This window comes from Brevibacterium marinum, from assembly GCF_011927955.1.
Classification (GTDB): Bacteria; Actinomycetota; Actinomycetes; order Actinomycetales; family Brevibacteriaceae; genus Brevibacterium; species Brevibacterium marinum.
Window position 1 is genome coordinate 3,740,010 of sequence record NZ_JAATJN010000001.1, and the last position, 26,293, is coordinate 3,766,302.

Sequence of the window (26,293 nt, forward strand, 5' to 3'; positions counted from 1 at the left end):
GCGGCACTTCAACCCCGGTCGTCGGGGACTTCGCGCTGGTCGTGGCCGTCATAGGCGCTGAGCGGACGGATCAGTGCGTTGTCGGCCTGCTGCTCCATGATGTGAGCGGTCCAGCCGGTGATGCGGGCCATGACGAAGATCGGCGTGAACTGGTCGGTGTCGAAGCCCATGAGGTGGTACGCCGGACCCGAGGGGTAGTCGAGGTTCGGGTAGATCCCCTTGCGGGCGACGAAGTCTTCCTCGAAGGCGTTGTAGAGGTCGAGGAGATCGGTCGCACCCTTGGCCGCGACCATGTCTTCGAAGGCCTTGCGCATGGTCGGCACACGCGAGTCGCCGTTCTTGTAGACACGGTGTCCGAAGCCCATGATCTTGGCCTTGTTGGCCAGGGCATCGTCGATCCAGGCCGAAACCTTGTCGGCGGTCCCGACCTCTTCGAGCATCGCCATGACCGCTTCATTGGCCCCGCCGTGCAGAGGGCCCTTGAGGGCGCCGATGCCACCGGCGACTGCCGAGTAGAGGTCGGAGGTCGTCGAGGTGATCACGCGGGAGGTGAACGTCGAGGCGTTGAACGAGTGCTCCGCGTAGAGGATCATCGAGATGTCGAAGCAGCGCACGACCTCCTCGGCGGGAACCTCGTCGAAGACCATCTTGAAGAAGTTCGCGGCGTAGCCGAGGTCCTTCGTCGGTGCGATCGGGTCGAGGCCGTTGCGGCGGCGGTGGTCGATGGCCACGATCGTCGGCAGCTGGGCGTAGAGACGCTCGGCCTTCGCGATGTTGGCTTCCTCGCCTTCGACGTCCGCATCGGGATCGACGGCGCCGAGGTAGGCCACCGCGGTCTGCACGACATGCATCGGGTGGCAATCCGTGGGCAGGTCGAGGATGAGCTGGACGAGCTTGTCGTCGATAGTGCGCTGAGCGCGCTCGCGGGCCGTGAACTCCTCGAGCTGAGCCGCGGTCGGCAGTTCGCCGTTCCAGATCAGGTAGGAGACTTCCTCGGAGCTGCACTTGGCAGCAAGCTCCTGCACGGGGTAACCGCGGTAGGTGAGCGAGTTCGTTTCCTGGACTACCTTCGAAACGGCCGTGGTGTCGACGACGACGCCGGCGAGGCCCTTCTTGATTTCTTCGGTCACTGGTGACCCTCCTGTGAAAAGTTGAATACGGCAGCGTCAAAATCGTTGTACGCAGCGTAGTCGATCGTGTCGTACAGGTCCGCACGGGTCTGCATTCCCTCGAGCAGGTCCACCTGGGTGCCCTGGTCGCGAATGGTCTGCAGGCCCGATTTGATCGCACCCATGGCGAGACGCAGAGTAGTGACCGGATAGATCACGACTTTGACTCCGACGTTCGCCAACTGCTCGGTCGTGAACAGTTCGCTCTTACCGAATTCTGTCATGTTCGCCAGAATCGGCACATCCACGCTGCTGGCGAATTTCTCGAATTCGCTCAGGTCCCGCATGGCTTCGGGGAAGATCAGGTCCGCTCCGGCGTCGACGTAGGCCTTGGCGCGGTCGATCGCCGCGTCCAGGCCCTCGCCCGCACGGGAATCGGTGCGGGCGCTGATCACGAAGTTCTCGTCACGGCGGCCCTTGACAGCAGCTTTGATGCGCTTGCTCATCTCGGCGGCGGAGACGACCTCCTTGCCCTCGAGGTGGCCGCAGCGCTTCGGATTGACCTGGTCTTCGAGGTGCATCCCCGAGATTCCGGCGTCCTCGAATTCCTGGACGGTGCGGGCCACGTTCATGGCCTCGCCCCAGCCTGTGTCGGCGTCGATGAAGGTCGGCAGGTTCGTCACCCGGGCGATGTTGCGTCCGTGGTCGGCCACCTCGGTGAGTGTGGTCAACCCGATGTCGGGCAGACCCATGGCCGCGGAGAACGCACCACCGGAGATGTAGACGCCCTCGAACCCGGTCTGCTCGATGATCTGGGCGTTGATCGGGTTGATCGCACCGGGGAACGCGGCGATCCGGTCACCGGCGAGGATTTCGCGGAACTTCGCGCGGCGTTCGGCCGGCGTCGCGGTTGCACCCAACATCAGAAGATTCCCTTCGAACCGGTGTGCTCGAGTCCCTCGACGGTGAAGCTGAGTTCGGCCACACCCTCCGCGTCGAGGTTCTCGAGGTTCTCGGCCAGATCGATGAAGCGAGTCTGCTCGGCACCGGTGAGGATGCCCTCGGACAGGGTCTTGAACTTCTCGATGTAGTTCGCACGTGCGAAGGGGCGGGCACCGAAGGGATGCGCATCGGCCACGGCGATCTCGTCGACCAGGGTCGAACCGTCGTCGAATTCGATCTCCACGCGTCCGCCGAAGGCCTTCTCGTTGGGATCACTCGAGTGGTAGCGGCGAGTCCACTCCTTGTCCTCTGTGGTCTCGATCTTGTGCCACAGCTCCACGGTCTCCCGGCGTCCGGCACGCTCGGGAGAGTAGGAGTGCTCGTGGTGCCACCCCTGGTCCTCCATGGCGACGGCGAAGATGTACATGATCGAGTGGTCGAGGGTCTCCCGGCTCGCCTTGGGATCCATCTTCTGCGGATCGTTCGCACCCGTGCCGATGACGTTGTGCGTGTGGTGCGAGGTGTGGATGACGACGCGCTTGATCTTGGACAGGTCATCGATCTCCCCGCCGAGCTTGCGGGCGAGGTCGATGAGTGCCTGTGCTTGGTATTCGGCCGAGTGTTCCTTGGTGTAGGTCTCGAGGATCGCGCGCTTGGCCTCGCCCGCACCGGGCAGGGGAACGGTGTAGCGGGCCTCGGGGCCGGAGAGGATCCAGGCGATGAAGCCGTCCTCACCTTCGTAGATCGGGTTCGGCGCACCTTCGCCGCGCATCGCACGGTCGACGGACTCGACGGCCATCTTGCCGGCGAACGCAGGTGCGTGGGCCTTCCAGGACGAGATCTCGCCCTTGCGGGACTGACGGGTCGCTGTCGTCACGTGCAGGGCCTGCTGGATCGCCTGGAAGGTGACTTCGGTGTCGAGTCCGAGCATGGCACCGATGCCGGCGGCAGCGGACGGGCCGAGGTGGGCGACGTGGTCGATCTTGTGCTCGTGCAGGCACATTCCCTTGACCAGGTCGACCTGGATCTCGTAGCCGGTGGCGATGCCGTTGATGAGGTCCTTGCCGCCCACACCCTTGTGCTGGGCGACCGCGAGGACCGGCGGGATGTTGTCACCGGGGTGGGAGTACTCTGCGGCGAGGAAGGTGTCATGGAAGTCGAGTTCGCGTACCGCGACCCCGTTGGCCCAAGCCGCCCATTCCGGGGAGAAGCGCTCGCTCCGGGGCAGGCCGAAGACGGTGGCTCCGGGTGAGTACGGGTGGGTCTGTGCCTGTTCGCGAGCGTGCAGCGGGGCCGAGCGGCGAACCGATGCCGCAGCCACCGAGGCGTTGTCGATGATGCGGTTGATCACCATCTCGGAGACATCCGAGTCCACCGGAGTCGGGTCCGAAGCGACCTCGGCGATCTTCCAGGCGAGTTGGTCTTCACGAGCCAGGTTCTCTGAGCTCTTGTGCGTGCGGACTTCATGATCGATCATGGTTAACCCCTTCAAACGTCCTTGACCGTTCAGGTCTTTCAGCGGCTGACACAACTGTAGGCTACGTCACGTCTCTGTCACGGTCTGGCCGGAATTTTATCTCGACATCAAGATACTTTACCCGACCGCACCGAAACACCACCACCCGACCCCACCCGTCGGGACTCTCGAGGCGGTCGGTGAACTGTGCCACAATTGAGTCATGACGCGCACCGCCCTGGACTTCGACGAGAACTGGTTCGATGACGCCGAGTTCGCTCAGCTGCGACGTCGACTGCCCATCCCCTATGTGAATGCGATTCCCGTCCGGGTGGGCGAATCCGGAAATGTCGAACACATCGGCCTGCTCCTGCGCAGCCTGGATGACGGGACCCTGGGCCGCGAGGTCGTCGGCGGACGGATCCGCTTCCACGAAAGCATCCGCACCGCCCTCATGCGCCACGCGGAGAACGACCTCGGACCGATGGCGCTGCCGGTCATTCCCCCGGCGATCTCGCCGTTCCACATCGCCGAGTACTTCCCCACCGAAGGCTCGTCCCTCCTCCACGATCCGCGTCAGCATGCGATCTCGATGTGCTTCATCCTCGAGGTCCGTGGCGAGTGCACCCCTCGCGCGGATGCGCTCAGCCTCGACTGGCTGACCCCGGAGGAGACGCTGCGCTCCGATATCGTCGGCGAGATGTGCCATGGCCAGGAGCACCTCCTCCGCTACGCCCTGGCCCACATGGGGTTCGCGATCTGAAGACCGGTCTGTCTCTACGAACCGTAGAAAGACCTTGGTAGACTGGCCCGACGGGGACGGTTCTGATGACCGGGGCCATCGTCCTCGTGCGGGTGGAGTCGGCCCCGTTGGGAGGTCTGCCATGACTGCCGAGAACCTCGGTAGCGATCAGTCATCGACGGGACTCGGGATCCTCGTCGGATACGACGGTTCCGAACTTGCCGCACGTGCTCTCGAATACGGCGCGGCCGAAGCCGCTCGCCGTCGCATCGCCCTCACGGTCGTCGCCGCCTACACCGTCCCGATGACCATCTACCCCAACCTCGCGTCGATGCCGGAGGAGAACGAGCAGGAGGCCTCACATTCAGCGGTGAAGAAGCTGCTCACCGAGGCAGCCGAGCTGCTGCGTGACCATGTGGGTCCCGTTTCCTACCGCGCCGAGCGCGGCGATGCCGCCGGCGTGTTGGTGCACCTCAGCGCCGATGCGCGTGCCGCGGTCGTGGGAGCGAGGGGCCGTGGCGGGTTCATCGGTCGCCTCCTCGGCTCGGTGTCGACGGCTCTGCCGTCCCACTCCCACTGCCCGACGATCGTCGTGCCCGGCCATCGCTCCGATGGGCCCGAGGCTTCGGTCGTGGTCGCCGCCGACGGCTCGGAGGGCGGACGTCTGGCCATGTTCACGGCCGCCGAGGTGGCCGCCTCGCGTGGCAGCGCACTCGAGATCGTCACGGTCCTGCCCGCGGGCGACGAATGGCTCTACTGGTATCCGGAGCTGGACCTCGGCGCCGAGGTCTCCGACCGGAGGCGGCAGCAGCTCGAGGCCGCGCTCAACCCCGAGCTGACCGCCGTGTCCCAGCAGTTCCCAGAGCTCAGGGTCGGTGCCACGGTGTCGATCGGGAACCCGATCGACGTGATTGCCGAGCTGACGAGAACTGCGCAGCTGACCGTCCTAGGCACCAGGGGCCGCGGATCCTTCCGGAGTGCTCTGATGGGGTCCGTCTCGCACGGGGTCCTCCACCATGCGCAGGGGCCGGTCATGGTCGTCCCGGGCTGAGCCGACTTCCTCGGATCATTCCGAACCGATGTCGGCATCCGGATCCGGGTCCTTGTCACCGGCGCGCGTGATCTCGACATCGTCGATCTCTTCGGAATCTGCCGACGCGGAGGTGCCCTGCGCCCCGTCCCCGGCAGGGACCTCGTACGTCGTCGCACGCAGCGATTCGTCACTCACACGCACCCGGGTGAAGGCCGGGATGTCGTTATGGACGCTCTTGGCCTCCCAATCGAGTCCCGGAACGTAGTCGTAGAACTTCGATCCCGAGGAAGAAGTCAGAGTCAGGTACATTGTCTGTCCCTCCTCCTTCTCCTGTTCGAGTCCGGCGTCGGAGCCTTTGACCGGCTGTCCCCCGGCATCCATGAGGAAGGTCCGATTAAAGATGTGGTCATGGCCGGACACCACGAGGTCGATGTCGTTGCGGGCCGCGACCGGCGGAATGGCTTCGCGCAGCTGTTGCACGTCGGGGTCGCTGTTATGGGTCGCGGTCGAGTAGATCGAATGGTGGAAGCCGAGGACCTTCCACCGGGCTTCGTCGCCATGTTCGCTGACGACGTCGTCGATGAACTCCGCATGTTCCTCGGTGTCGTGGTCGTTCGAGTTGATGTTGATGAACAGAACCCCGGAATCGATGAACCAGTAGTCCCCGCCGGAGGTGATCGCTCCACCTTCACCGTGGTCGTGGCTGACATTGGGCCGGTTGAAGTGCTGTTCATAGGACTTCGAAGTGACATCGTGGTTGCCGATGGTCGTCGCCTGCGGAACGGTCGTCGTCGCCTCGGGCGCCAGGTACTGCTCGTACTGCCCTTGGTCGCCTGCCGAGTTCACCTGATCACCCAAGGAGTAGAAGAACCTCGGATCCTGCGCGGCCTCCAACGCGGAGGTCAGCGTCCTGTCCCACCCTGTCGCGTCATCGGGCCGACCGCCGCCGGCGCCGACTTGCGGATCACCGAAGACGAGGAATTCGCTGTCCCCATCTGAGGTCCCCGTATCGAACCGTGCCACCGGGGAGAAGCCGTCCTCCTCGCTGCCGACCTGGTAGGCGTATTCGGTGCCCGGCTCCAGACCGGTCATGTTCGCATGATTGTAGTGACGTCCGAGGTCGGTCGAGAGACCCGAGTCGGTGGTCGGAGCGCTGTGGGCGTCTTCGGGCAGAGCCGAGCCCTCGAGTTCCGAGGTCTTTGACCAGCGAACCTCTCCCTCTCCGGGGGTCTCACTCATCCAGGACAGGTTACGTGAGGTCTCATCGGCCCCGACCTGCAGGACGGTGTCGGAGATCGCGGACTCCTCATTCTCTTCGACCCGGGCCGAGGATGAGTGACCAGGGTCGGCGTGCGCGGGGACCGGCGGGACGACGAGAGCCGCCGACAGCACAAGTGCGGACAGGGAACTCATCGGTGTTCTCAGGTGTCGTATTGTCACCCGATCATTTCTACCCATCGGTAGTGAAGGTCGCGGCGCGGGCAGGTGTCCGGCTCCGCAACTGCGGGTGAACTCTTCGTCACGAAGTGTTGCCGTGGACTGCTGTACAGTGGGGTCCACGACAGGGGAGCGCCGCAAGGGGCGCTGAGAGTGCAGATGAAGCTGCAGACCCTCGAACCTGATGCGGTCAGTACCGCCGAAGGAAGTCGAGACTCTTCTACCCCTCCTTGATACGAGGAGGCACAATGCCGAAAACGACCGCAGCGGATTCTCCACAGCGGAGCGCACCGAAGTATTCCCACGTCCCGGCGACCAAGCAGTGGAGAGTCGTCGACTATGTCGTCACGGCCGTGCTCGGCATCGCCGTCGGCCTCGTCTTCTGGGTGCTGGCACTGAGCTGGAAGGCCCTCGAGCTCGGATTCCAGGCGTTCCCGCCCTCGATCGGTCTCATCGCTGGCCTCTGGGTCCTCGCCGGGCCCTTGGCCGCAGCCATCATCCGCAAACCCGGCGCCGCACTCCTGTGCGAGCTCATCGCCGCCATCGTCGAAGCCGTCCTCGGCTCCCATTTCGGGGCCACGGTTCTGCTCTCCGGCTTCGTTCAGGGCCTTGGCGCCGAACTCGTCTTCGCCGCCTTCGGCTACCGTAAGTTCAACTTGTGGGTCACGAGTCTGGCCGGGCTGCTGGCCGCCGCGTTCATGTCCGTGAGCGAGAACATCATGTACAACGCCGAATGGCAGTTCGGATTCCAGGCCGCCTACACGGTGTGCGCGATCATCTCCGGCATCGTCATCTCCGGCATCGGCGCCTGGTTCGCCTACCGGGCGATTGCGAAGACCGGGGCGCTGAGTTCGTTCGCTTCGGGCCGTGTCCACTGATGGCTCTGCCGATCACGGCCCACGGATATTCGTGGACCCACGCCGATCGGGACGAACCGGCGGTCGGGCCCCTCGACCTGAGCATCAATGCAGGGCAGAAGGTTCTGCTCCTGGGCCCTTCGGGGGCAGGGAAGTCGACTCTCCTGCACGCCATCGCCGGCGTCCTGCCCGCCGAATCCGGGGAATCCACCGGTGAGCTACTCGTCGGCGACACCGTCCCCGATCCCCGCCGAGGGAAGACCGGATTGGTCCTCCAGGACCCCGACTCCCAGGTGATCTTCTCCCGCGTCGGCGACGATGTCGCCTTCGGCATGGAGAATCTGGGGCTGCCCGCCGAGGTGATCGAATCCAGGATCTCCACCTCGCTTGGAGCCATGGGCCTCGACCCTCCGCGAAGCCACCCGACGGCGGCTCTCTCCGGCGGGCAGAAGCAGCGGTTGGCGCTGGCCGGAATCCACGCCATGGCTCCAGAGGTCATCGTCCTCGACGAACCCACAGCGAACATCGATCCCGACTCGGCCCCGCTGGTCCGAGACGCCGTCCTCGACACTCAGGCGGCCACCTCGGCGACGATGGTCATCGTCGAACACCGGGTCGGCCTGTGGCTCGATCATGTGGACACCGTGATCGTCCTCGGCAGGGATGGACTGCTCGTCCAGGGCCCGCCGAGGCGGGTCTTCGGTGACCCTGAACTCGCCGATGAGCTGCGCGAATGCGGGATCTGGATGCCCGAGGAATGCAATCCGCACGCGGCCGTGAACCGCAGAGCGCCCACGATGGTCGGCAGTGATCCGACCGGCGAGGTCCTGCTTGCGACCACCCGGCTCGGTGTCGGTCGTCCGGGCTCCGGGCGAACGGCCGCGGTCGATCTCGATGTGAACATCCGGTCTGGTGAGGCCATCGGTATCGTCGGTGCCAACGGTGCCGGAAAATCCACGATGGCGCTGACCCTCGCGGGGCTCATCCCCGAGGTCGAGGGCGAGGTCACGGCGCTGGGCTCCCTGCGCTCTGGGGCCAAGCATGCCAGACCCTTGCGTTGGCCCTCCCACTTCCTGGCCCCGCGGATCGGGATGGTGTTCCAAGAACCCGAGCATCAGTTCCTGCGCTCGAGTGTGGCCGGGGAACTGGCATTGGGTCCGCGACTGGCGGGGTGGTCGAGTCACGAGATCGATGTTCGTGTCGCCGAACTGCTGGATGCGCTGGGGCTTGAGAAGCTCGCCGAATCACACCCACAGGGTCTCTCCGGAGGAGAGAAGCGCCGGTTGTCGGTGGCGGCAATGATCGCCCCACGGCCCCGGATCCTCATCGTCGACGAACCGACGTTCGGCCAGGACGCCCTCACCTGGACGGGGCTCGTCGACCAGTTCATCGATGTGCTCGACCGCGGCAGCGCCGTGGTCGCCGTCAGCCACGACCACGACTTCCTCGATGCGATCGGCGCCCGACGATTCGAGCTGGGAACACGGACGTCGAACGGCTTCGGGGATGAGTCGGCCGATGCTGTGAGGAGGGGTGTGCGCATTGAGTGAGTCTGTCGCCGTTGAGGATCCGGGCCAACTCATTCCCATCGTGCGCAGGACGGCACTGGTCAGGTGCAATCCCCTGACGAAGATCGCAGTGGCCCTCATCCTCATGGTCGGTGCCCTGTTGAGCATCGACGTGGTCTCCGCCGGAGTCGTGCTCGGATTCTGTCTGCTTGCGCTGCCGGCGACGGGACTCGATCTTTGGGCGGCGCTGCGACGTCTGTGGTTTCTGCCCCTCGGCGCGCTCCTGGCCGCCTGGGGCACTGCGATCCTGGCCGAGAAGACCGGGGCTGTCGTCGTCGACCTCGGACCGATCCTCATGACGTCGGGCTCCCTCGGCGCGGCTGCCCCGATCTTCCTGCGTGCCCTGGCCTTGGCGATTCCGCTCATCGTGCTCGCCTCGACGATCGGCCCCAGGGATCTCTCCGATGCTCTCATTCAGCATCTGCGCCTGCCGGAGGTCGTCGTGGTGTCCGTGTTGGCGGCCGGACGCCTGCTCGGCCTCCTCGTCAGCGAGTGGCAGACGCTGTCGATGGCCAGGCGGGCCAGAGGCGTGGCAGGCGGTTCGATCGTGAGGCGCACAGGCAGCCTCTTCACCGGCGTCTTCGTGCTGCTCGTCCGATCGATCCGCCGCGGCACCACCTTGGCCATGGCGATGGAGGGGAGGGCGTTCGGGCGGCCCGGACGGACCTGGCGCAGGCGCTCGACCTTTGGTGCCGGGGATGGTGTCGCGCTGCTGGTCTCGATAGCAGTGTGCGTGTTCGCGATCGAGGCCGCTCACGCGCTGGGGACGTGGAATCCGATCATCGGCGGCTGAGGGCGTGATGTCTGGAGTCCGTGGTTCAGGCTCACGAGTCCGTGGTTCAGGCTCACGAGTCCGTGGTTCAGACTCGCCGCACCAGGTCCTTGAGTACGGATCGCCGCTCTTCGAGCGCCTCGGCGCTGGGCATCTTCGAGACGGTGAGGACGAGCAGCGTCTCGTCCTCACCGTTCTGTGACCCCGTAGTCGCCGTCTTCGGTTCGGCAGAGGCCTCGAACTTGGTTCCGTCCTCGAGGTTCGCCCGCCAGAAGGAGCGCTTCTCGGTCCGTGAGGTGCGCGGCTCGCTCTCGAGGCCGACGTCTCCGAGGGCTCCACCGGAGATGAGGAAGGCGAACCTGGTGATGACGTCGTCACGGTCGCCGGCCACGGTGCGGGAGACCGCGACGTCGAAGGTGCCATCGGCCCGCTGGCCGGGCACACGTCGGCCGATCTCCTGCTCATAGGCGACGACGGCGCCCTGGACCCACCAGCCGTGCTTGTCCACGACCCCGTCGAACTGCGGGTAGAGGGCGTCGGCGAGTTCCTTATGACTCGCCGACTCTCCTCCTGCTGCTTCGAGGCGAGCGCGGGTCGTCGCCCACGGTTCGCCGAGGGTGCTCTCGATCGCCGCCACGTTCATCGCCTTGGTCGCCATGGGAGAAGTCTAGGCAAACCCGACCGGAAGCGACAGGGCAGACGGTCACGGGGTCAGTCGATCTGGAGTTCGCCCATCTCGTCCCAGCCTTCGCCGTCGATCTTGCGGGAGATGATCTTCGGCGTCGACGCCAGGTGTGGACGCATGGCTTCGAGACCGGCGGCGAAGTGGTCGCTCTTGACATGCGGCTCGGCACCTTCGTCGGTGAAGGCCTCGACGAGGACGAACTCGTTGTCATTCGACAGGCTCTTCGACCATTCGAACCAGAGGTTGCCCGGCTCTTCGCGCACCGCGTCGGTGAAGGGGCGCACCGCTTCGGGGAACTGCTCGACGCTTTCGGGCTTCACGTCATACTTCACGACGATGAAAATCATCGGCTGACCTCACTTCTCTTTGATGATGAACTGTCTGAACCAGCAAATCATATTGGCAGATCTGCCGCTGTGCTCCCCTGTCTCAGGCCCTTTCGGCGATGAGGACGAGGAATCCGCTGTCGGGCTCGTACGGGTGCAGCTCCCAGGTCGAGAGCTTGAGATTGACGATCATGCCCGTCGACTTCACATCGTCGATGAAGTCCGCGAAGTCGTAGCCGCGGCCCGCGCCGAAGCCGGCGACGAAGCGTCCGCCGGACTTCAGCGTCGATCTGATGTTGGACAGCGTCTGGCGCCGAGAGGCGGGATCGAGGAATGACAGGACGTTGCCGGCGCAGAAGGCCACGTCGATGTCGGTGATGCCTGCGTCCGCGAAGTCGAATTCGGCAAGGTCACCCGTGTGCCATTCGCCGCTCGGGAAGTCCTCCTCGGCGACGGAGATGAGGAACTCGTCGAGATCGACCCCGTAGACAGTGTGGCCCTCGCTGATGAGCAGGCCGCCGGCGCGACCGGTGCCGCAGCCGGCGTCGAGGATGCGCGCACCGCGTGGGGCCATCGCATTGACGAACCGTGCCTCTCCCCCGATGTCCTGCCCGGAGGCCACGATCTTGCGCCACCTTTCGGCATAATTGGCGGAATGGTCGGGATTGGTCTCACGGATGCGGTTCCACTGATGATCGAAGCTCATGGCCCCATCCTAGTGGTGTGTCTCTGTATTAGCTTGCTCGTTCGGTCAGGGTGGTGCGCGCTCGGGCGACTTTCTCCAGGATCGACTCGGCTGTCGCCGTCCACACATACGGTTTCGGGTCATCATTATTGGCATCGATATAAGCCTCGATGCTGTCGATGAGATCGGGCACCGAGTGGAAGATCCCCCGACGCAGATTCTTCTCCGTCAGATCGCGAAACCACCTCTCGACCTGATTCAGCCACGACGATGATGTCGGCGTGAAGTGCAGGTGAAAGCGTTTGTGGTTGGCCAGCCAGTGCTTGATCACGGCATGTTTGTGCGTGGCATAGTTATCAAGCACGAGGTGGACCTGCAGACCCTTGGGCACCTGCGAATCAACGGTTTTGAGGAAAGTCAGGAACTCCTCATGCCGATGCTTGGGAAGACACTGCCCGATGACTTTACCCGTGAGGACATCCAGTGCGGCGAAGAGCGTCGTCGTGCCGTTTCGTTTGTAGTCATGCGTCATCGTCCCGGCCCGACCGGGAACCATCGGCAACGATGCCTGAGTGCGATCGAGTGCCTGGATGGAAGACTTCTCGTCCATGCACAACACCACCGCCTTCTCCGGTGGGTTGAGGTAGAGACCGACGACATCGATGACCTTGGCATCGAAGTTCGGATCGTTCGAGACTTTGAACGTATCGTGCCGGTGGGGTTTGAGCCCGAGTTCGGACCAGACCCTGTGGACGGTCGAGCGGGAGACGCCGACCTTCTTGGCCATCGACCGCACCGACCAGTGGGTTTCGGCTTCAGGAGTCTCGGTCGTCGTCAGACGTACGATCTCAGCGATTGTGTCCTCAGGGATCGAGGGTTTGCGTCCGCGTCCTTTCTTCACCGTGCCCCACTGCGTGAGTCCCTCGGCTGTGAACGCCTCGCGCCAGGCGCGCACCGTCATCGCCGACACACCATGGTCGCCGGAGACGGTGCGGATGCCCACACCGTCGGCGGAGGCGAGGAGGACTCTGGCGCGGACGACTTCCCGGTGCGCGGCTGTCGATGACCGAGCGATGATCTCGAGGACTTCTCGATCGGTGTCGGTCATGGTCAACGGGGCTGCTGGAGCTGACATGCCCTCATTCTATCGCCCAACGGTATAATCATTTACGAGACACACCACTAGGACGAAAGACCTCGGCCACCACCTCGGCGACGGCCCTGACCGGATCTGCGGGGTCCGGGGAGGTCAGTACGATGATCTCCCTGCCGCCCGCCTCGGCGACCGGATGCAGATCGACGTCAGGCCCGCCCAGGGACATCATGATCGGTGTCGCCAGGGTCAGACCGAGTCCAGTGCCGGCCAGGGCGAGCGCGACGGCCGTGTCGGTGACGATGTGGGTCTCCTTGGCCGCGATCCCCATCGCCGAGGTGGCCAGACGCATCGCCCGGCCGAAGAGCTCCTCGGCCGGGGGCAGGATCCAATCGGCCTCTGCCAGCTCCTCCACCGGGAGCGGCGGAGCACCTGCGGGCGCGACGATGCCGAAGTCCTCACCGGCCACCGTCATCCAACTCAGTCCTCGCATCGGCGGCAGCGGCACAGCCGGATAGTTGATGCCGATGCCGAGGTCGATGGCACCGTCGATCACGGCCGCCGACATCGTTTCGACGTTGATCTCACGCGCGCGGACCTCGATGTGCGGGTGCCGCTGCCCCAGGAGCCGCACGATCTGGGGCAGCGCCCTCGTCGACGCCGAACCGAAGACGCCGAGGGTGACGATGGCTTCGCTGCGGAAGTCTCTGCCCAGCATCGCCATCTCGGCCTGCTTCTGGGCGGCGAGGAGGCTCCGCGCCCGTGGGAGCAACGTCCGGCCGGCCTCGGCGAGGACCATCCCCCGACCCCGGCGCAGGAACAGTTCGGACCCGACGGCCCGGCGCAGGGCGCTCATGTGCTGGGAGACCGCACCGATGCTGTAGCCCAGCTGCTCGGCGGCCCTGGTCATCGACCCGAGTTCGGCCACGGTGACGAAGGTTCGCAGCTGCCCCAAGGTCCACGCCATGGGCACATCCTAGCTCTTTTCACGCTTTCTAAAAATAGTTTTCACGAACTCACTCTTGTCCTTAAACGTGACGGGGACAACAATGGGTTGTGAGCCGCAATCCGCCGACGTCGAGGTCGGCGTCCCCGCTGCCGCGGTGGCCAAAGACGGCCACTGCGGCAGACGACGAAAGAGGTGGAAGTTGGAGAGCACATCACCGACAGGAACGGTCCCGGGCAGCGCCGAGGTGGTCGTCATCGGCGCCGGGGTCATGGGAGCGTCCATCGCCTATCACCTGGCCAAGCATGGCGTGCAGGACATCGTCGTCGTCGAACGCGACGTCCCCGGTTCGGGCTCGACGTCGAAGGCCGCCGGCGGGGTGCGCTGCCAGTTCTCCGATGAGGTCAACATCGCCCTGTCCACGCGCAGCCTCGAGGTGCTGCGCAACTTCGAGACCGAGTTCGGCGTCGACATCGACCTCGTGAGCAATGGGTATCTGTTCCTCCTCGATTCCGCCGAGGATGCCGAGACCTTCGCGGCCAATGTCGCCCTCCAACAGCGCATGGGCCTGGATTCCCGGATGCTGACCGTCGCCGAGGTGGCCGAGCTGGCCCCGTACATCGATACGGAGGGTCTGGTGGCAGGTGCCTTCAATCCCGGTGACGGGCATTGCACACCCGAGGCCGTGGTCTCCGGATATGTCAGCGCCGCACGGGAGCTGGGAGTCCGCGTGCTCAAGAACTGCGAGGTGACCGGGTTCGAGCCGGCCGAGAGCGACTCGTTCGAGGGTGAGGGCACGAGCGGCAGCACCCGCAGCCTCACCGCGGTGACCACGAGCAAGGGCAGAATCGAGTGTGGGCAGGTCGTCTGTGCCGCCGGTGCCTGGTCCGGGCTCATCGGCGAGGCGGCCGGGGTCGACCTGCCGGTCAGGCCGCTGCGACGCGAGATCATGGTCAGCGAACCCGTGGATGAGGCCGCGCTGGGCATCGATCTGTCGCAGATGCCCTTCACCATCGACTTCTCGACCAGCTTCTACGTTCATCCGGAGGGTCCGAGTCTGCTCTTCGGATGCCCGGACGAGTCCGATGTGTGGGACTTCGACGACAAACGCAGCCCGGACTGGCGGCCCACCCTGGCCGAGCTCATCGAATCTCGTGCCCCGACACTGGGCGATGTCGAAGCCACGAGCGGATGGGCGGGGCTCTACGAGATGACGCCCGATCACAATGCGCTCATCGGTGAGGCCGAGGAACTCTCCGGCTTCTTCTACGCCTGCGGGTTCTCCGGACACGGTTTCCTCATGGGCCCGGCCGTCGGAGAGGTCGTCGCCGACCTCATGACCGGCGCTCAGCCCTTCGTCGACGTCTCGGGGCTGGACAAACACCGGTTCGCCACCTCGGGGCTGCGCAAGGAGCTCAACATCGTGTGAACCGACCTCGACGCACATGCGCCCGCAGCCACCACCCATCAGACTCACCAGCCCATCAACTGCAACACCAGCGAAAGGACAGCAATGACCGCACTGCCCACCGACCAGGCCATCACCGACCTCCTCACCTCCGGACTGAAAGCCTGCGGGGTGGAGGCCTCCGTGCTCAACGGCGGCACCGGCGCCCCGACCAGCCTGCCTGCCCGCTCTCCCATCACCGGCCAGAGCCTGGGCACCCTGGCCGCGGACACCAAGGAGTCCGCTTCCGACAAGATCGCCGCGGCCGCCGAGGCGTTCGGCACCTGGCGCGACGTCCCCGCTCCTACGCGCGGACAGCTGGTGCAGCGCTGGGGCCGGCTGCTGGGTGAGCACAAGGAGGACCTCGCGAAGATCATCACGGTCGAGGCGGGCAAGACACCGTCAGAGGCCGCCGGTGAGGTCCAGGAGATGATCGACATCTGCGAGTACGCCCTCGGCCAGTCCCGGCAGCTGTGGGGAAAGACCATGCCCAGCGAACGCCCCGGTCACAGACTGATGGAGACCTGGCACCCCCTCGGAGTCGTCGGCGTCATCTCTGCCTTCAACTTCCCCGTCGCCGTGTATTCCTGGAATACGGCGCTGGCTTTGGTCGCCGGCGATGCAGTGGTGTGGAAGCCCTCGGAGAACGCGGTGCTCGCAGCTCTTGGCGCTCAGTCCCTCCTGGCCCGTGCCGCCGCCGAGGTGGGGGCGCCGGTTGGTCTTGTCCCTGTCCTCGTCGGTGGTCGCGACATCGGCGATGCCATGGTCCGCGATGAGCGTGTGGCCCTGGTCTCGGCGACCGGTTCGGTGCGTATGGGACGTGAGGTGGGGCCGGTCGTGGCCGAACGCTTCGGCCGGGTCCTCCTCGAGCTCGGCGGCAACAACGGTGCAATCGTGGCACCGAGCGCGGACATCGGTCTGGCTCTGCGCGGCGTCGTCTTCGCGGCTGCGGGCACTGCCGGGCAGCGGTGCACCACTCTGCGTCGGCTCATCGTCCACGAATCCATCGCCGACGATTTCGTGGACAAGATCGTCGCCGCCTACAAGACCTTGAGCATCGGCTCCCCCACCGAGGACGGTGTGCTGGTCGGACCGCTCATCAACGAGGCCGCGTACGAGGCGATGCAGGCGGCGCTCAAACAGGCCGAGTCGGAAGGCGGGACTGTGCTGACCGGCGGAGGCCGCGTCCTCGACGCCGAACGCCCCGAGGCACACTATGTGGAGCCCGCGGTCGTGCGGATGCCCGCGCAGACGGCGGTGATGGAGTCCGAGACCTTCGCCCCGATCCTCTACGTCGTCACCTACTCCGACGTCGATGAGGCGCTCGAGATCCACAACGGTGTGCCGCAGGGCCTGTCATCGGCGATCTTCACCTCCGAGCTGGCAGAGTCCGAGAAGTTCCTGTCGCGTTCGGACTGCGGCATCGCCAACGTCAACATCGGCACCTCGGGTGCGGAGATCGGCGGGGCCTTCGGCGGTGAGAAGGAGACCGGGGGCGGCCGCGAGTCCGGGACCGACTCGTGGAAGGCCTATATGCGGCAGGCCACGAACACCGTCAACTACTCGGGCGAACTGCCGCTGGCTCAGGGGGTGGAATTCCTCTGAGGGTCTCTTGACAGATGGCGTGATCACCGAGTCTGATCAGGTTCCTGAGAAGTCGGGCCTCAACTTACGGCCGGCGCCCGCTGCTTTCTGTGCTCGAGAAGCAGGGACACGAGTCCTACCAGCGCGGCGAGCGGGCAGACGATCAGTAGAAAGACCCAGCTCACGCCGCCGTCGTTGACGGACTCCGCACCCAAGAGCAACGAGTTCGCGAAAGCCGTTCCCAGGACGAATGCCATGATGATGTTCCGCATACTTCGGAACCTACCTGTCAGCAAGCTTCCCTGCAATGAAATTGTCCCGCAACTGTCGGCTTGATCACGGAATCGCAGCACGACCGCGACTGGAGGTGCCGGAACGACTAAAGTTGCGGTTGAGCCCGTGAAGACCGAAGGAGAACACCCGTGATTGAGCTGAAGACACCCGCCGAGATCGACAAGATGGCGGTCACCGGCCGATTCGTCGCGAAGACATTGGCCGAATTGTCTTCGATCGCGGAGCCGGGCATGAACATCATGCACCTGGAGAAGCGAGCCAGGAAGCTCATCGAGGATGCCGGTGCGAAATCCTGCTATTGGGACTACGCACCCTCATTCGGGGAAGGGCCCTTCAGGAACGTCATCTGCCTCTCGGTCAACGACGGAGTCCTCCACGGCAAGCCCCACGACTACGTGATGAAGGACGGGGACCTGCTGACCTTGGACTTCGCGGTGTCCATCGACGGCTGGGTCGCCGATGCCGCGCGTTCCGTCGTCGTCGGTGACGGCAGCGAAGACGACCAGCGCCTCATCGACTCCACCTGGTCAGGGCTGGAGGCCGGAATTTCGGCTGCCCAGGCCGGCAACCGCCTCGGCGACATCTCGAAGGCGATCGGCGACGTCGCCGATGAACAGCGGATTCCGGTCAACCTCGATTTCGGCGGACACGGGCTCGGCCACACGATGCACGAGGAACCGCACGTGGCCAATCGAGGCAAGGGCGGACGCGGCCTGGTCCTCAAGCCCGGTCTGACCCTGGCGATCGAGCCCTGGTGGTCGTTCACCTCGAAGAAGCTCTCCGTCGACGAGGACGGCTGGACCCTGCGTCTTGCCGATGGATCGAACGGTGCGCATTCGGAGAACACGATCGCCATCACCGAGGACGGGCCCCGAGTGCTGACCACCCTCGACTGAGGCCGGCCGACACATGGAAGAGGCTCCCGACGGTTTCGACCGTCGGGAGCCTCTTGCTGTTACCTCTATGACCCTCGCTTCATTTCGTCACATGGTGTTGACCACGAGCCCGATGTGAGTGAAGTAGTTCATCGCACCGAAGAGCACGAAGACGACACCGGTGACAGTGAACATGATGCCGACGGTCTTGACTGCTCCCCCGGATTTGGCGGCCGCAGGCGTCCGCAGCACCGAGTTCGCCGCGAATGGGAACACGAGGGCTCCGACCCCGACAAGCGCGAAGAGCACCGACATGAAGGTCGCTTCGATCATCGGGTAGTCAGCAAATGCCCCGGAGATCGGTTCCTGCGGCGGGGCGGCGAACAGCTGGTAGGTGACGCCGGCAATCGCGATCGCGAACAGTGCCAGGCCCAAGGCGGCGATGAAGATCGACAGCGGACGCACGGTGCGAGCCGCCAGTTTCAGCGGAGTTGGATCTGCTTTGATTTCCGCGCCGCGCTTCCACAGGTACACGGCGGCACCGAGCATGAGGACGCCGAAGGCCAGGCTCGTCTCACCGAAGATGATGTTGTCGAAGGCGAACCCTCCGGCTGCCAGTGGCCACGTCAGTGTCATGTGCAGGCCCGTCGCAGTCAGGAGCAGTCCGAGCACTCCGAAGGCGATGGCCCAGCCGTCCGTACTCAACTGACGTCGTCGTTCGGAGGCCTCGTCGACTCCGCTTGCCTTGCGCAGATCCATGAACAACAGCACGACTGCGAGCAGCCCTGCGCCGACTGCCACCGACATGATGGTGTTGTAGGTGGGCATCGCCGCCCAATCGATCATTCCCGGGGACTGTTCACCGGTCAGAGCCGAACCCATGGAGACCTCCTTCTCGAGGCACTCGTGCCCCGCTTGCCGCTATTCGTTTCTCACGTGGTAGAACGCTGTGATTTTCGGTGGAATTCCTTTGGAGGAGGCTGAACGGATGTCTCTTCCCTCACACCGGCTCCGGTTCCATGTCAGCACCGCGTGCCAGAATTGTCGTATGTCTTTCACCTGCACCGAATGCGGCTATTCGACCGTCAAGTGGCTGGGTCGCTGCCCCGAATGCCAAGCCTGGGGCACCCTCGAGGAGAAGGGCGGCGGGAAGACCTCGGTCAAAACGAAGGTCAAGAAGTCCAGCGGCGCGAAGTCCATCAATCAGATCGACTCCACACAGGCCCAGGCGAAGACCACCTACGTCAGCGAATTCGACCGCGTCCTCGGCGGCGGAATCGTGCCCGGAGCCGTCGTCCTCCTCTCGGGCGAACCGGGTGTCGGCAAATCGACCCTGCTGCTCGATGTCGCCTCGCGCATCGCCAAGTTCGGCACCAAGGTCCTCTACATCACGGGTGAGGAATCGGCCGGTCAGGTGCGATTGCGGGCCGAGCGCATCAATGCCCTCGAGGACACCCTGCTGCTGGCGGCAGAGACCGACCTCGGTGCGGTCCTGGGAATGATCGAAGCAGAAGCCCCTGAGATGCTCGTCGTCGACTCCATCCAGACACTCGCCTCCTCCGAGATCGACGGTGTCCCCGGCGGCGTCACCCAGGTCAGAGAGGTGGCCGCGGCGCTCATCCGTGAAGCGAAGGCCAGGTCGCTGCCGACCGTGCTCGTCGGCCACATCACGAAGGACGGCACCATCGCGGGTCCGCGACTGCTCGAGCACCTCGTCGACGTCGTGTGCAACTTCGAGGGCGAACGTCATTCACGCCTGCGCATGCTGCGAGCCGTGAAGAACCGGTTCGGGCCGACAGACGACGTCGGCTGCTTCGACATGGAGGAGAACGGCATCAAGAGCCTCGAAGATCCGTCTGGGCTCTTCCTCTCTCGCAGCGGCAGCAATCCCCCGGGGACCTGCCTGACGGTGACGCAGGAGGGCAAACGTCCGCTTCTCGTCGAAGTCCAATCCCTGATCACCGAGTCCGCGGGTGGCCAGTCCCGCAGGTCCGTCTCCGGTGTGGACTCATCCCGTGTGGCCATGATGCTCGCGGTGCTCAGTCAGAAGATCGGTCACATCAGCCTGGCCAAGTCCGATGTCTTCACCGCCACCGTCGGCGGCGCGAAGTTGACGGAGCCGGCCAGCGACCTCGCGATCTGCCTCTCGCTGGCCTCGGCCGCGATCGGGAAGCCGTTGGCCGCCAAGTTCGTCGCGATCGGCGAGATCAGCCTCTCCGGTGAGATCCGCAACGTACCCAACCTGGGTCAAAGGCTCAATGAGGCCTCCCGCCTCGGCATCACGCATGCGATCGTCGCTCACGGCGCACTGCGAAACGTCTCCACTCCGCAGGGAATGCGCGTCAGGGAATGCGAACACGTCTCCGAAGCCGTCGGGCTCCTTTTGGGAGGCAATTGATGGAAATTCCGGGACATCTGCACGAAAATGGCGCATCCTGGGAGTATGACCACGACAGTTTTCCCGGCAATGAGAACCACAGACGCGGCCGCTACCACGGCTCTGCTGGTCGCGCTCGGGTTCACTGAGCGCCTCACCGTCAGGGACGAGGGCGACCCCGACGTGATCGTCCATGCCGAATACGCTCTGGGAGAGACGGGCGGAATCATGTTCGGTTCCGTCCGCAATGACGGCTCGGCCCTCGACAGCGTCGGAGGCGGCTCCATCTACGTCGTCGTCGACACCGAACGGGAGGTCGACCGACTCTACGAGGAGATCACCGACATGGGACATGCGATCGTCCGGCCGGTCGCGACTCAGCCCCATGGCGGTCGCGAGTTCGACTTCCGCGACCATGACGGCAATTCCTGGGGCGTGGGTTCCTATCGCGGTGCCTGACCGCTGATCCGCCTGCCGGATGCGGAGGGCCTAGTCGTCAGATGAGTCCGAGCCCTCGGTCTTCTCATCGGAGTCAGCCTCGTCCGACTTCTTCTCGTCCGGCTCCTGCGACTTCTCGTCCTCTTTCTTCGCGTCTGCGTCCTTTTCGAGTTCGAACTTCGCGGGCTTGCTCTTCTTGTCACCGAGCTTGACGATGAGTTCGTACTTCCCCGGCTCGAAGTCCTTGTTCGTCCGGTTGCAGTTCTTGTCGACCCGGACTCGGTTCCATTCGAACTGAGCTGTCTTCTTCGACTCGGGCGCGAACTCGGTTGACACCTCGGCGTTCTCGTCGTCATCGGCGGCACAGAACTTCGACGACCACACCACATCACCGTTCTTCTCGACCAGGAACTCCTGCTTCTCGGTGCCGACTTCGATCAGACAGGTCGCGGTGTGCTTGTTCTCGATGACCATTTCGAATTTGGGCTTCGCATCCTCTTTGACGCTCTTCTTGTCGACTTTCGCCTTGAGCCCGACCTTGTCCACGGGACATTTCCCGCTCGCGGCCTTCTCATTCGGCACCGGTGCCTGCGACGTGGGACTGGCGCTCGGGGTGTCCTCGGCGACTGGTTCCTCCTCACCGCCGATGCCCAATCCTCTGACGATTCCGACGACTCCGAGCACCATCAGACCGATCACGACGAGGCTGGCTGCCAACAACATGTAACGGCGCCGCCGATACACGTGTGCCGGCTGCTTCCCGTTAGACTGGCGGGGCCGCCCGGCACCGTTCTTCGGCTGCGAACCACGATTGGAAGGAGTCATCGCTTTGAGCCTAAGCCGAAGCGTTTGAGCATCCAAATGACACACCGAGCCTCGTCCGAATCGAGATCTTCACGCCCCGATCCCCGGTTCCCCGCGGTCAGCACCGCTGACATCCACCGTGTTCGGGAGACCATCATCACCTGGTTCGAATCCGCTGCCCGTCCCCTCCCGTGGCGAGAGCCGGGCACCAGCGCGTGGGCCGTTCTCGTCAGCGAGATCATGTCACAGCAGACACCGGTCTCCCGGGTCGAGCCCCGCTGGCGGGAGTGGATTCAGACGTGGCCGACTCCCGAAGATCTGGCCGATGCTCCCACCGCCGAGGTGCTCCACCGATGGGATCGCCTCGGCTACCCGCGGCGGGCGCTGCGTCTGCAGGAGGCGGCACGGGTGATCGCGGACGAACTCGACGGTCGGGTGCCGGGGACGGCGGCCGAGCTCGAGCGTCTGCCCGGCATCGGCTCCTACACGGCGGCGGCGGTGGCGTCCTTCGCTCACGGTGAGCGGACGACCGTGCTCGATACGAATGTGCGGCGCGTCCTCATCCGGCTCTTCGCCGGCCGCGATCGCCCCTCGGCCTCTCCGGGCCGGGCGGAGACCCGATGGGCCGGTCAGTTCGTCCCCGAGGCCGACCACGACAAGTGGAACGCGGGAGTCATGGAATTCGGTGCGCTCGTGTGCACGGCCAAAAGCCCCGACTGCGAATCCTGCCCACTCAGCGACATCTGCGCCTGGCAGCGAGCTGGGCAGCCCCCCTCGGCGGTCAAGCCGAAGACCCAGAAATGGGCCGGCACGGACCGCCAACTGCGCGGGGCGATCATGGACGTCCTCAAGTCCGCGCACGAGCAGTCCAACGGCGACAATGCCGGCTCCGTTTCACTCGACCTCCTCACGGCATCCACCGCCGAGGTGGATCCCGAGCTGCTCGACGCTCTGCCAGCGCATACGTCGACGAAGCTGGACCGGGTCAGGGACCTCAGTGCGGATCCGGATCGGGTCGGCCGTCTCATCGACGGTCTGATCTCCGATGGTCTCGCGGCTCGCGACGACGATGCCCTGCGCCTTCCCGGGTGACCGGCCCGGGACAGGTTCACTTCGAGCATGGAAGGTCGACGCAATGACGCTCAGGCCGCTTCGTCTCCTGCTCACCGCGATGGCGTGGGACGATTCAGATCACCGCCCCGTCATCGCCATCGACACGATCTGGGAGGCCGGGCGCAGCACCCAGCTGACCCCGATGGCCAGCGGAGACCCGGTCTCGCAATGGCTCGATGAGGTCCTCGAGGGCTTGGGTCTGGACTCGCTTCACCTCCTCGGGTACTCATACGGGGCGTGGGCGGCGCTCAACCAGGTTCTTCGCGCCCCCGATCGTCTGGCAGCGGTGACAGCCATCGACCCTCCAGGTGCCATCACCGGGATACCTCTGCCCGCTTGGGCCCGAATGATCAGACTGATGAGGGGCAGCAGAGAAGAGTCCCTGAGCAGTGATCGTCAGAGGAACTTGATCATGCGGGCGTTGCCCAGGGTATTGGGTTTGACGCGAGCCAGGTCCAGGAACTCGGCCACGCCTTCGTCCGCAGAGTGCAGAAGCTCGACGTAGACCTCCGGGGAGACGGGAATGCCCTTGATCGGCTCGAATCCCAGCGAACCGAAGAACCCGGTCTCGAACGTCAGGCAGAAGACACGGTCGACACCGATGGCCGCGGCGTCGGCCAGGAGCTGACGGATGAGGGCCTTGCCCACTCCACGTCCTCGGTAGTCCGGCGATGTGGCGACCGTGCGGGCCTCTGCCAGATCGGTCCAGATGACGTGCAGGGCCCCGCATCCCGCCAGGGTCTCGGAGCCGTCCGGCTGAGGGTCGACGACCAGCCAGAACTCCTGCAGAGTTTCGAAGTACGTGACCGTGTCCTTGGCCAGCAGGATGCGCTCTTCGGCCAACGGCGCGACCAATTCCTCGATCGCCTTGACGTCGCTCGTCCGTGCTCGACGCAGGTAGAGGCCGCTGGGGAGGGAGTGGTTGAGATGGTGGTCGGATGAGACCTGATGGTGGTCGAAGTCGACAGGGGCTGAGCTCATGTCTTCATTCAACACCATCGGCGACGACACCAGCGGCGGCGGGCATGAGAAAACCCGGGAACACAGCCTGGGCTGTGTTCCCGGGTTCCTTCAGCGCTCCAGGTGGAGATCAGGAAGTGGAGCTTCCCGACCCCCCGCCGGCCGAACCGGCACCGGCGAGTTCGCCACCGGAATCGGACTTGTCCGAGCGACCCGAGGCAACGCCTTCAGTGTCGAGGCCGTCGAACGTGAATTCCGCTTCCTTGCCCTCTCCCCGGACGTCGACCTTGATCGTCTGACCGTTGCCGATCTCCTTGAACAGGATCTTCTCGGACAGATGGTCTTCGATCTCGAGCTGGATCGTCCGACGCAGCGGGCGAGCACCCAGGACCGGGTCGTAGCCGCGGTCGGCCAGGAGGCTCTTCGCAGCGTCGCTGACCTCGACCTTCATACCCTGATCGGCCAGACGCGTGTCCAGACGACTGAGGAACTGGTCGACGATCTGCAGGATCTCTTCCTTGTCCAGCTGCGGGAAGACGATCGTGTCATCGACACGGTTGAGGAACTCCGGACGGAAGTGCTGCTTGAGCTCCTCGTTGACCTTCTGCTTCATGCGCTCGTAGTTGTTGTTCTTGCTTCCCTCGACCTGGAAGCCCAGCTGCAGGCCACTCGAGATGTCTCGCGTACCCAGGTTGGTGGTCATGATGATGATGGTGTTCTTGAAGTCCACCTCACGACCCTGCGAGTCGGTCAGACGACCGTCCTCGAGAATCTGCAGCAGCGAGTTGAAGATGTCCGAGTGGGCCTTCTCCACCTCGTCGAAGAGCACCACCGAGAACGGTTTGCGACGGACCTTCTCCGTCAGCTGACCGCCCTCTTCGTAGCCCACGTAGCCCGGAGGCGAACCGAACAGACGCGACACCGTGTGCTTCTCCGAGTACTCCGACATGTCCAAACTGATGAGCGACTCTTCGTCGCCGAACAGGAACTCGGACAGGGCCTTCGCCAGCTCGGTCTTGCCGACGCCCGTGGGGCCGGCGAAGATGAACGAACCGGAGGGGCGCTTCGGATCCTTGAGTCCCGCGCGGGTCCTTCGGATCGCACGGGAGATCGACTTGACCGCGTCGTTCTGCCCGATGATGCGCTTATGCAGCTCATCTTCCATCCGCAGCAGACGCGAGGACTCCTCCTCGGTGAGCTTGAAGATCGGAATGCCGGTGGCAGCCGCCAGCACCTCGGCGATCAGATCCCCGTCAACAACGGCAGACGTGTCCTTGCTGCTGTTGCGCCAGGCTTCGGTCTGTTCGTCCTTGTCCTGCTGCAGCTTCATCTCGGAGTCACGTTCGGAGGCCGCCAGCTCGAAGTCCTGAGCGTCGATAGCGGCTTCCTTGCGGTGGCGAGCCTCGAGGATCTTCTCCTCCAGGTCGCGGATCTCCTGCGGCACCGACAGACGCGAGATGCGCAGTTTGGCCCCCGCTTCGTCGATGAGGTCGATCGCCTTGTCCGGCAGGTACCGGTCGTTGACGTAGCGATCCGACATGTTCACGGCCGCCGCGAGGGCGCCTTCGGTGATCGTGATCTTGTGGTGCGCTTCGTACTTGTCGCGCAGCCCCTTGAGGATCTCGATCGAATGCGCCAGGGACGGTTCGGGAACCTGGATCGGCTGGAACCGGCGCTCGAGCGCGGCATCCTTCTCGATGTGCTTGCGGTACTCGTCGAGAGTCGTCGCACCGATGGTCTGCAGCTCACCTCGGGCCAGCATGGGTTTGAGGATCGATGCCGCATCGATGGCGCCCTCGGCGGCACCCGCACCCACCAGTGTGTGGATCTCGTCGATGAACAGGATGATGTCGCCGCGAGTGCGGATCTCCTTGAGGACCTTCTTCAGGCGCTCCTCGAAGTCACCGCGGTAGCGTGAGCCCGCCACCAGGGACCCGAGGTCCAGGGTGTAGAGCTGCTTGCCTTCGAGGATCTCCGGGACGTCCCCGTTGACGATGGCCTGGGCCAGGCCCTCGACCACCGCGGTCTTGCCGACACCGGGTTCGCCGATGAGGACAGGGTTGTTCTTTGTCCGCCGCGACAGAATCTGCATGACTCGCTGCATCTGCTCGTGTCGGCCGATGACAGGATCGAGATCGCCTTCGCGTGCTGCGGCCGTCAGGTTGGTTCCGAACTGGTCGAGGACCAGCGAACCGGATGGGGTGCCCTCTTCGCGTCCCCCTGCGGAGACCGGCTCCTTGCCCTGGTAGCCCGACAGCAGCTTGATGACTTCCTGTCGGACGCGTCCCAGATCGGCACCCAGTTTGACGAGCACCTGAGCGGCGACGCCTTCGCCCTCACGGATCAGGCCGAGCAGGATGTGCTCGGTTCCGATGTAGCTGTGGCCCAGCTGCAGCGCTTCGCGGAGGCTGAGCTCAAGGACCTTCTTGGCACGCGGAGTGAACGGGATGTGCCCGCTCGGTGCCTGCTGTCCCTGTCCGATGATCTCTTGGACTTGGTCGCGCACCTGTTCGAGGGAGATGTCCATTCCCTCGAGTGCTTTGGCTGCCAGGCCTTCACCCTCGTGGATCAGGCCAAGCAGAATGTGCTCGGTTCCGATGTAGTTATGTTTGAGAAGTTTGGCTTCTTCCTGGGCAAGCACTACCACTCGGCGTGCTCGGTCAGTGAACCGCTCGAACATATTCACCCTCCTCGGTCTTCGTATTCACTAGAGCCTAACGACCATCGCCGCCGATCTATTGCACGTTTCG

26 protein-coding genes and 1 riboswitch are annotated in these 26,293 nt (G+C 64.6%); of the genes, 12 read left to right on the top strand and 14 right to left on the bottom strand.

Annotated features, from left to right (window positions below; translation table 11 throughout):
• Nucleotides 1–8 precede the first annotated feature (8 nt).
• Genes BKA07_RS16800 through BKA07_RS16810 form a run of 3 tightly spaced genes read right to left on the bottom strand, consistent with a single transcriptional unit; the run spans nt 9 to nt 3,528 of the window.
• Nucleotides 9–1,130, bottom strand: a complete 1,122-nt coding sequence (locus BKA07_RS16800) for a bifunctional 2-methylcitrate synthase/citrate synthase (protein WP_167952039.1) — start codon at nt 1,128–1,130, stop codon at nt 9–11.
• On the bottom strand, nt 1,127–2,032 hold the full coding sequence (gene prpB / locus BKA07_RS16805; RefSeq protein WP_167952041.1) for a methylisocitrate lyase: 906 nt from the start codon (nt 2,030–2,032) through the stop codon (nt 1,127–1,129). Before prpB ends, BKA07_RS16800 begins: the two co-directional genes overlap by 4 nt.
• Nucleotides 2,032–3,528, bottom strand: coding sequence for an MmgE/PrpD family protein (locus tag BKA07_RS16810; RefSeq protein ID WP_167952043.1), 1,497 nt, complete (start codon nt 3,526–3,528; stop codon nt 2,032–2,034). Before BKA07_RS16810 ends, prpB begins: the two co-directional genes overlap by 1 nt.
• Before the next feature lie 202 nt (nt 3,529–3,730).
• On the opposite strand from BKA07_RS16810, the gene BKA07_RS16815 reads away from it, so the two are divergent.
• Both BKA07_RS16815 and BKA07_RS16820 read left to right on the top strand, forming a co-directional pair.
• Nucleotides 3,731–4,270: a DUF4916 domain-containing protein gene (locus tag BKA07_RS16815; protein WP_167952045.1), complete on the top strand. Its 540-nt coding sequence runs from the start codon at nt 3,731–3,733 to the stop codon at nt 4,268–4,270.
• 121 nt (nt 4,271–4,391) lie between these two features.
• Nucleotides 4,392–5,300, top strand: a complete 909-nt coding sequence (locus BKA07_RS16820; protein ID WP_167952047.1) for a universal stress protein — start codon at nt 4,392–4,394, stop codon at nt 5,298–5,300.
• Between the two features lie 15 nt (nt 5,301–5,315).
• Here BKA07_RS16820 and BKA07_RS16825 read toward each other — a convergent pair whose 3' ends face one another.
• Entirely contained in the window at nt 5,316–6,722 is a 1,407-nt protein-coding gene (locus tag BKA07_RS16825; RefSeq protein WP_209044009.1) for a purple acid phosphatase family protein, read from the bottom strand.
• Between the two features lie 113 nt (nt 6,723–6,835).
• Nucleotides 6,836–6,944, top strand: a riboswitch (TPP riboswitch).
• A 23-nt stretch (nt 6,945–6,967) separates the two neighbouring features.
• On the opposite strand from BKA07_RS16825, the gene BKA07_RS16830 reads away from it, so the two are divergent.
• From BKA07_RS16830 to BKA07_RS16840, 3 genes are read left to right on the top strand one after another with little or no spacing between them, the layout of a single operon-like run.
• Complete coding sequence (locus BKA07_RS16830) at nt 6,968–7,597, top strand: ECF transporter S component (protein WP_167952051.1); 630 nt, start codon at nt 6,968–6,970, stop codon at nt 7,595–7,597.
• Nucleotides 7,597–9,126, top strand: coding sequence for an ABC transporter ATP-binding protein (locus BKA07_RS16835; RefSeq protein ID WP_167952053.1), 1,530 nt, complete (start codon nt 7,597–7,599; stop codon nt 9,124–9,126). Before BKA07_RS16830 ends, BKA07_RS16835 begins: the two co-directional genes overlap by 1 nt.
• On the top strand, nt 9,110–9,937 hold the full coding sequence (locus BKA07_RS16840; protein ID WP_167952055.1) for an energy-coupling factor transporter transmembrane component T family protein: 828 nt from the start codon (nt 9,110–9,112) through the stop codon (nt 9,935–9,937). Before BKA07_RS16835 ends, BKA07_RS16840 begins: the two co-directional genes overlap by 17 nt.
• Before the next feature lie 67 nt (nt 9,938–10,004).
• On the opposite strand, the gene BKA07_RS16845 is transcribed toward BKA07_RS16840, so the two are convergent.
• The 5 genes from BKA07_RS16845 to BKA07_RS16865 form a co-directional block, all read right to left on the bottom strand.
• The gene (locus BKA07_RS16845; protein ID WP_167952057.1) at nt 10,005–10,574 is read right to left on the bottom strand and encodes a hypothetical protein; all 570 of its coding nucleotides are present in this window, start codon (nt 10,572–10,574) and stop codon (nt 10,005–10,007) included.
• A 53-nt stretch (nt 10,575–10,627) separates the two neighbouring features.
• Complete coding sequence (locus BKA07_RS16850; protein WP_167952059.1) at nt 10,628–10,948, bottom strand: putative quinol monooxygenase; 321 nt, start codon at nt 10,946–10,948, stop codon at nt 10,628–10,630.
• An 82-nt stretch (nt 10,949–11,030) separates the two neighbouring features.
• On the bottom strand, nt 11,031–11,633 hold the full coding sequence (locus BKA07_RS16855; RefSeq protein ID WP_167952061.1) for a class I SAM-dependent methyltransferase: 603 nt from the start codon (nt 11,631–11,633) through the stop codon (nt 11,031–11,033).
• 28 nt (nt 11,634–11,661) lie between these two features.
• A complete protein-coding gene (locus BKA07_RS16860; RefSeq protein ID WP_167952063.1) occupies nt 11,662–12,747 on the bottom strand; it encodes an IS630 family transposase in 1,086 nt (361 codons plus the stop codon).
• A gap of 28 nt (nt 12,748–12,775) precedes the next feature.
• Complete coding sequence (locus BKA07_RS16865; RefSeq protein ID WP_167952065.1) at nt 12,776–13,672, bottom strand: LysR family transcriptional regulator; 897 nt, start codon at nt 13,670–13,672, stop codon at nt 12,776–12,778.
• A gap of 82 nt (nt 13,673–13,754) precedes the next feature.
• Between BKA07_RS16865 and BKA07_RS16870 the strand changes: the two genes are divergently transcribed.
• Together BKA07_RS16870 and amaB are read left to right on the top strand one after the other, a co-directional pair.
• Nucleotides 13,755–15,080, top strand: coding sequence for an NAD(P)/FAD-dependent oxidoreductase (locus BKA07_RS16870; protein WP_245161994.1), 1,326 nt, complete (start codon nt 13,755–13,757; stop codon nt 15,078–15,080).
• Between the two features lie 84 nt (nt 15,081–15,164).
• Nucleotides 15,165–16,703, top strand: a complete 1,539-nt coding sequence (gene amaB, locus BKA07_RS16875) for an L-piperidine-6-carboxylate dehydrogenase (protein ID WP_167952067.1) — start codon at nt 15,165–15,167, stop codon at nt 16,701–16,703.
• Nucleotides 16,704–16,762: 59 nt separating this feature from the next.
• On the opposite strand, the gene BKA07_RS16880 is transcribed toward amaB, so the two are convergent.
• Nucleotides 16,763–16,954 carry a hypothetical protein gene (locus BKA07_RS16880; protein WP_167952069.1) on the bottom strand — a complete coding sequence of 64 codons (192 nt, stop codon included), beginning with the start codon at nt 16,952–16,954 and terminating at the stop codon, nt 16,763–16,765.
• A gap of 150 nt (nt 16,955–17,104) precedes the next feature.
• On the opposite strand from BKA07_RS16880, the gene map reads away from it, so the two are divergent.
• A complete protein-coding gene (gene map / locus BKA07_RS16885) occupies nt 17,105–17,872 on the top strand; it encodes a type I methionyl aminopeptidase (protein WP_167952071.1) in 768 nt (255 codons plus the stop codon).
• An 87-nt stretch (nt 17,873–17,959) separates the two neighbouring features.
• Here map and BKA07_RS16890 read toward each other — a convergent pair whose 3' ends face one another.
• On the bottom strand, nt 17,960–18,733 hold the full coding sequence (locus tag BKA07_RS16890) for a DUF981 family protein (RefSeq protein ID WP_167952073.1): 774 nt from the start codon (nt 18,731–18,733) through the stop codon (nt 17,960–17,962).
• A gap of 166 nt (nt 18,734–18,899) precedes the next feature.
• Between BKA07_RS16890 and radA the strand changes: the two genes are divergently transcribed.
• Together radA and BKA07_RS16900 are read left to right on the top strand one after the other, a co-directional pair.
• On the top strand, nt 18,900–20,249 hold the full coding sequence (gene radA / locus BKA07_RS16895) for a DNA repair protein RadA (RefSeq protein WP_167952075.1): 1,350 nt from the start codon (nt 18,900–18,902) through the stop codon (nt 20,247–20,249).
• A gap of 69 nt (nt 20,250–20,318) precedes the next feature.
• Nucleotides 20,319–20,687: a VOC family protein gene (locus tag BKA07_RS16900; protein WP_167952077.1), complete on the top strand. Its 369-nt coding sequence runs from the start codon at nt 20,319–20,321 to the stop codon at nt 20,685–20,687.
• A gap of 30 nt (nt 20,688–20,717) precedes the next feature.
• Here the strand turns inward: BKA07_RS16900 and BKA07_RS16905 are convergent, their stop codons facing one another.
• The gene (locus BKA07_RS16905; protein WP_209044011.1) at nt 20,718–21,389 is read right to left on the bottom strand and encodes a hypothetical protein; all 672 of its coding nucleotides are present in this window, start codon (nt 21,387–21,389) and stop codon (nt 20,718–20,720) included.
• Between the two features lie 138 nt (nt 21,390–21,527).
• Here BKA07_RS16905 and BKA07_RS16910 point away from each other — a divergent pair, with 138 nt between their 5' ends.
• Together BKA07_RS16910 and BKA07_RS19975 are read left to right on the top strand one after the other, a co-directional pair.
• Nucleotides 21,528–22,562, top strand: a complete 1,035-nt coding sequence (locus BKA07_RS16910; protein ID WP_167952079.1) for an A/G-specific adenine glycosylase — start codon at nt 21,528–21,530, stop codon at nt 22,560–22,562.
• 163 nt (nt 22,563–22,725) lie between these two features.
• Nucleotides 22,726–23,088: an alpha/beta fold hydrolase gene (locus tag BKA07_RS19975; protein WP_425339357.1), complete on the top strand. Its 363-nt coding sequence runs from the start codon at nt 22,726–22,728 to the stop codon at nt 23,086–23,088.
• Here the strand turns inward: BKA07_RS19975 and BKA07_RS16920 are convergent.
• Nucleotides 22,980–23,564, bottom strand: a complete 585-nt coding sequence (locus BKA07_RS16920; protein WP_209044012.1) for an amino-acid N-acetyltransferase — start codon at nt 23,562–23,564, stop codon at nt 22,980–22,982. The genes BKA07_RS19975 and BKA07_RS16920 overlap by 109 nt on opposite strands.
• Before the next feature lie 109 nt (nt 23,565–23,673).
• Nucleotides 23,674–26,223, bottom strand: coding sequence for an ATP-dependent Clp protease ATP-binding subunit (locus tag BKA07_RS16925; protein WP_167952083.1), 2,550 nt, complete (start codon nt 26,221–26,223; stop codon nt 23,674–23,676).
• Nucleotides 26,224–26,293 lie beyond the last annotated feature (70 nt).

Bases quoted from the DNA above. Each gene is read 5' to 3' on its own strand.
- BKA07_RS16810 (WP_167952043.1), bottom strand. From the start codon at position 3,528: ATGATCGATCATGAAGTCCGCACGCACAAGAGCTCAGAGAACCTGGCT.
- prpB (WP_167952041.1), bottom strand. From the start codon at position 2,032: ATGTTGGGTGCAACCGCGACGCCGGCCGAACGCCGCGCGAAGTTCCGC.
- BKA07_RS19975 (WP_425339357.1), top strand. From the start codon at position 22,726: ATGGCCAGCGGAGACCCGGTCTCGCAATGGCTCGATGAGGTCCTCGAG.
- BKA07_RS16880 (WP_167952069.1), bottom strand. From the start codon at position 16,954: ATGCGGAACATCATCATGGCATTCGTCCTGGGAACGGCTTTCGCGAAC.
- BKA07_RS16815 (WP_167952045.1), top strand. From the start codon at position 3,731: ATGACGCGCACCGCCCTGGACTTCGACGAGAACTGGTTCGATGACGCC.
- BKA07_RS16920 (WP_209044012.1), bottom strand. From the start codon at position 23,564: ATGAGCTCAGCCCCTGTCGACTTCGACCACCATCAGGTCTCATCCGAC.
- BKA07_RS16870 (WP_245161994.1), top strand. From the start codon at position 13,755: ATGGGTTGTGAGCCGCAATCCGCCGACGTCGAGGTCGGCGTCCCCGCT.
- BKA07_RS16830 (WP_167952051.1), top strand. From the start codon at position 6,968: ATGCCGAAAACGACCGCAGCGGATTCTCCACAGCGGAGCGCACCGAAG.
- BKA07_RS16910 (WP_167952079.1), top strand. From the start codon at position 21,528: ATGACACACCGAGCCTCGTCCGAATCGAGATCTTCACGCCCCGATCCC.
- BKA07_RS16890 (WP_167952073.1), bottom strand. From the start codon at position 18,733: ATGGGTTCGGCTCTGACCGGTGAACAGTCCCCGGGAATGATCGATTGG.
- BKA07_RS16865 (WP_167952065.1), bottom strand. From the start codon at position 13,672: ATGGCGTGGACCTTGGGGCAGCTGCGAACCTTCGTCACCGTGGCCGAA.
- BKA07_RS16925 (WP_167952083.1), bottom strand. From the start codon at position 26,223: ATGTTCGAGCGGTTCACTGACCGAGCACGCCGAGTGGTAGTGCTTGCC.
- BKA07_RS16855 (WP_167952061.1), bottom strand. From the start codon at position 11,633: ATGAGCTTCGATCATCAGTGGAACCGCATCCGTGAGACCAATCCCGAC.
- BKA07_RS16820 (WP_167952047.1), top strand. From the start codon at position 4,392: ATGACTGCCGAGAACCTCGGTAGCGATCAGTCATCGACGGGACTCGGG.
- BKA07_RS16860 (WP_167952063.1), bottom strand. From the start codon at position 12,747: ATGTCAGCTCCAGCAGCCCCGTTGACCATGACCGACACCGATCGAGAA.
- BKA07_RS16850 (WP_167952059.1), bottom strand. From the start codon at position 10,948: ATGATTTTCATCGTCGTGAAGTATGACGTGAAGCCCGAAAGCGTCGAG.
- BKA07_RS16835 (WP_167952053.1), top strand. From the start codon at position 7,597: ATGGCTCTGCCGATCACGGCCCACGGATATTCGTGGACCCACGCCGAT.
- radA (WP_167952075.1), top strand. From the start codon at position 18,900: ATGTCTTTCACCTGCACCGAATGCGGCTATTCGACCGTCAAGTGGCTG.
- BKA07_RS16900 (WP_167952077.1), top strand. From the start codon at position 20,319: ATGAGAACCACAGACGCGGCCGCTACCACGGCTCTGCTGGTCGCGCTC.
- amaB (WP_167952067.1), top strand. From the start codon at position 15,165: ATGACCGCACTGCCCACCGACCAGGCCATCACCGACCTCCTCACCTCC.
- BKA07_RS16845 (WP_167952057.1), bottom strand. From the start codon at position 10,574: ATGGCGACCAAGGCGATGAACGTGGCGGCGATCGAGAGCACCCTCGGC.
- BKA07_RS16905 (WP_209044011.1), bottom strand. From the start codon at position 21,389: ATGTTGTTGGCAGCCAGCCTCGTCGTGATCGGTCTGATGGTGCTCGGA.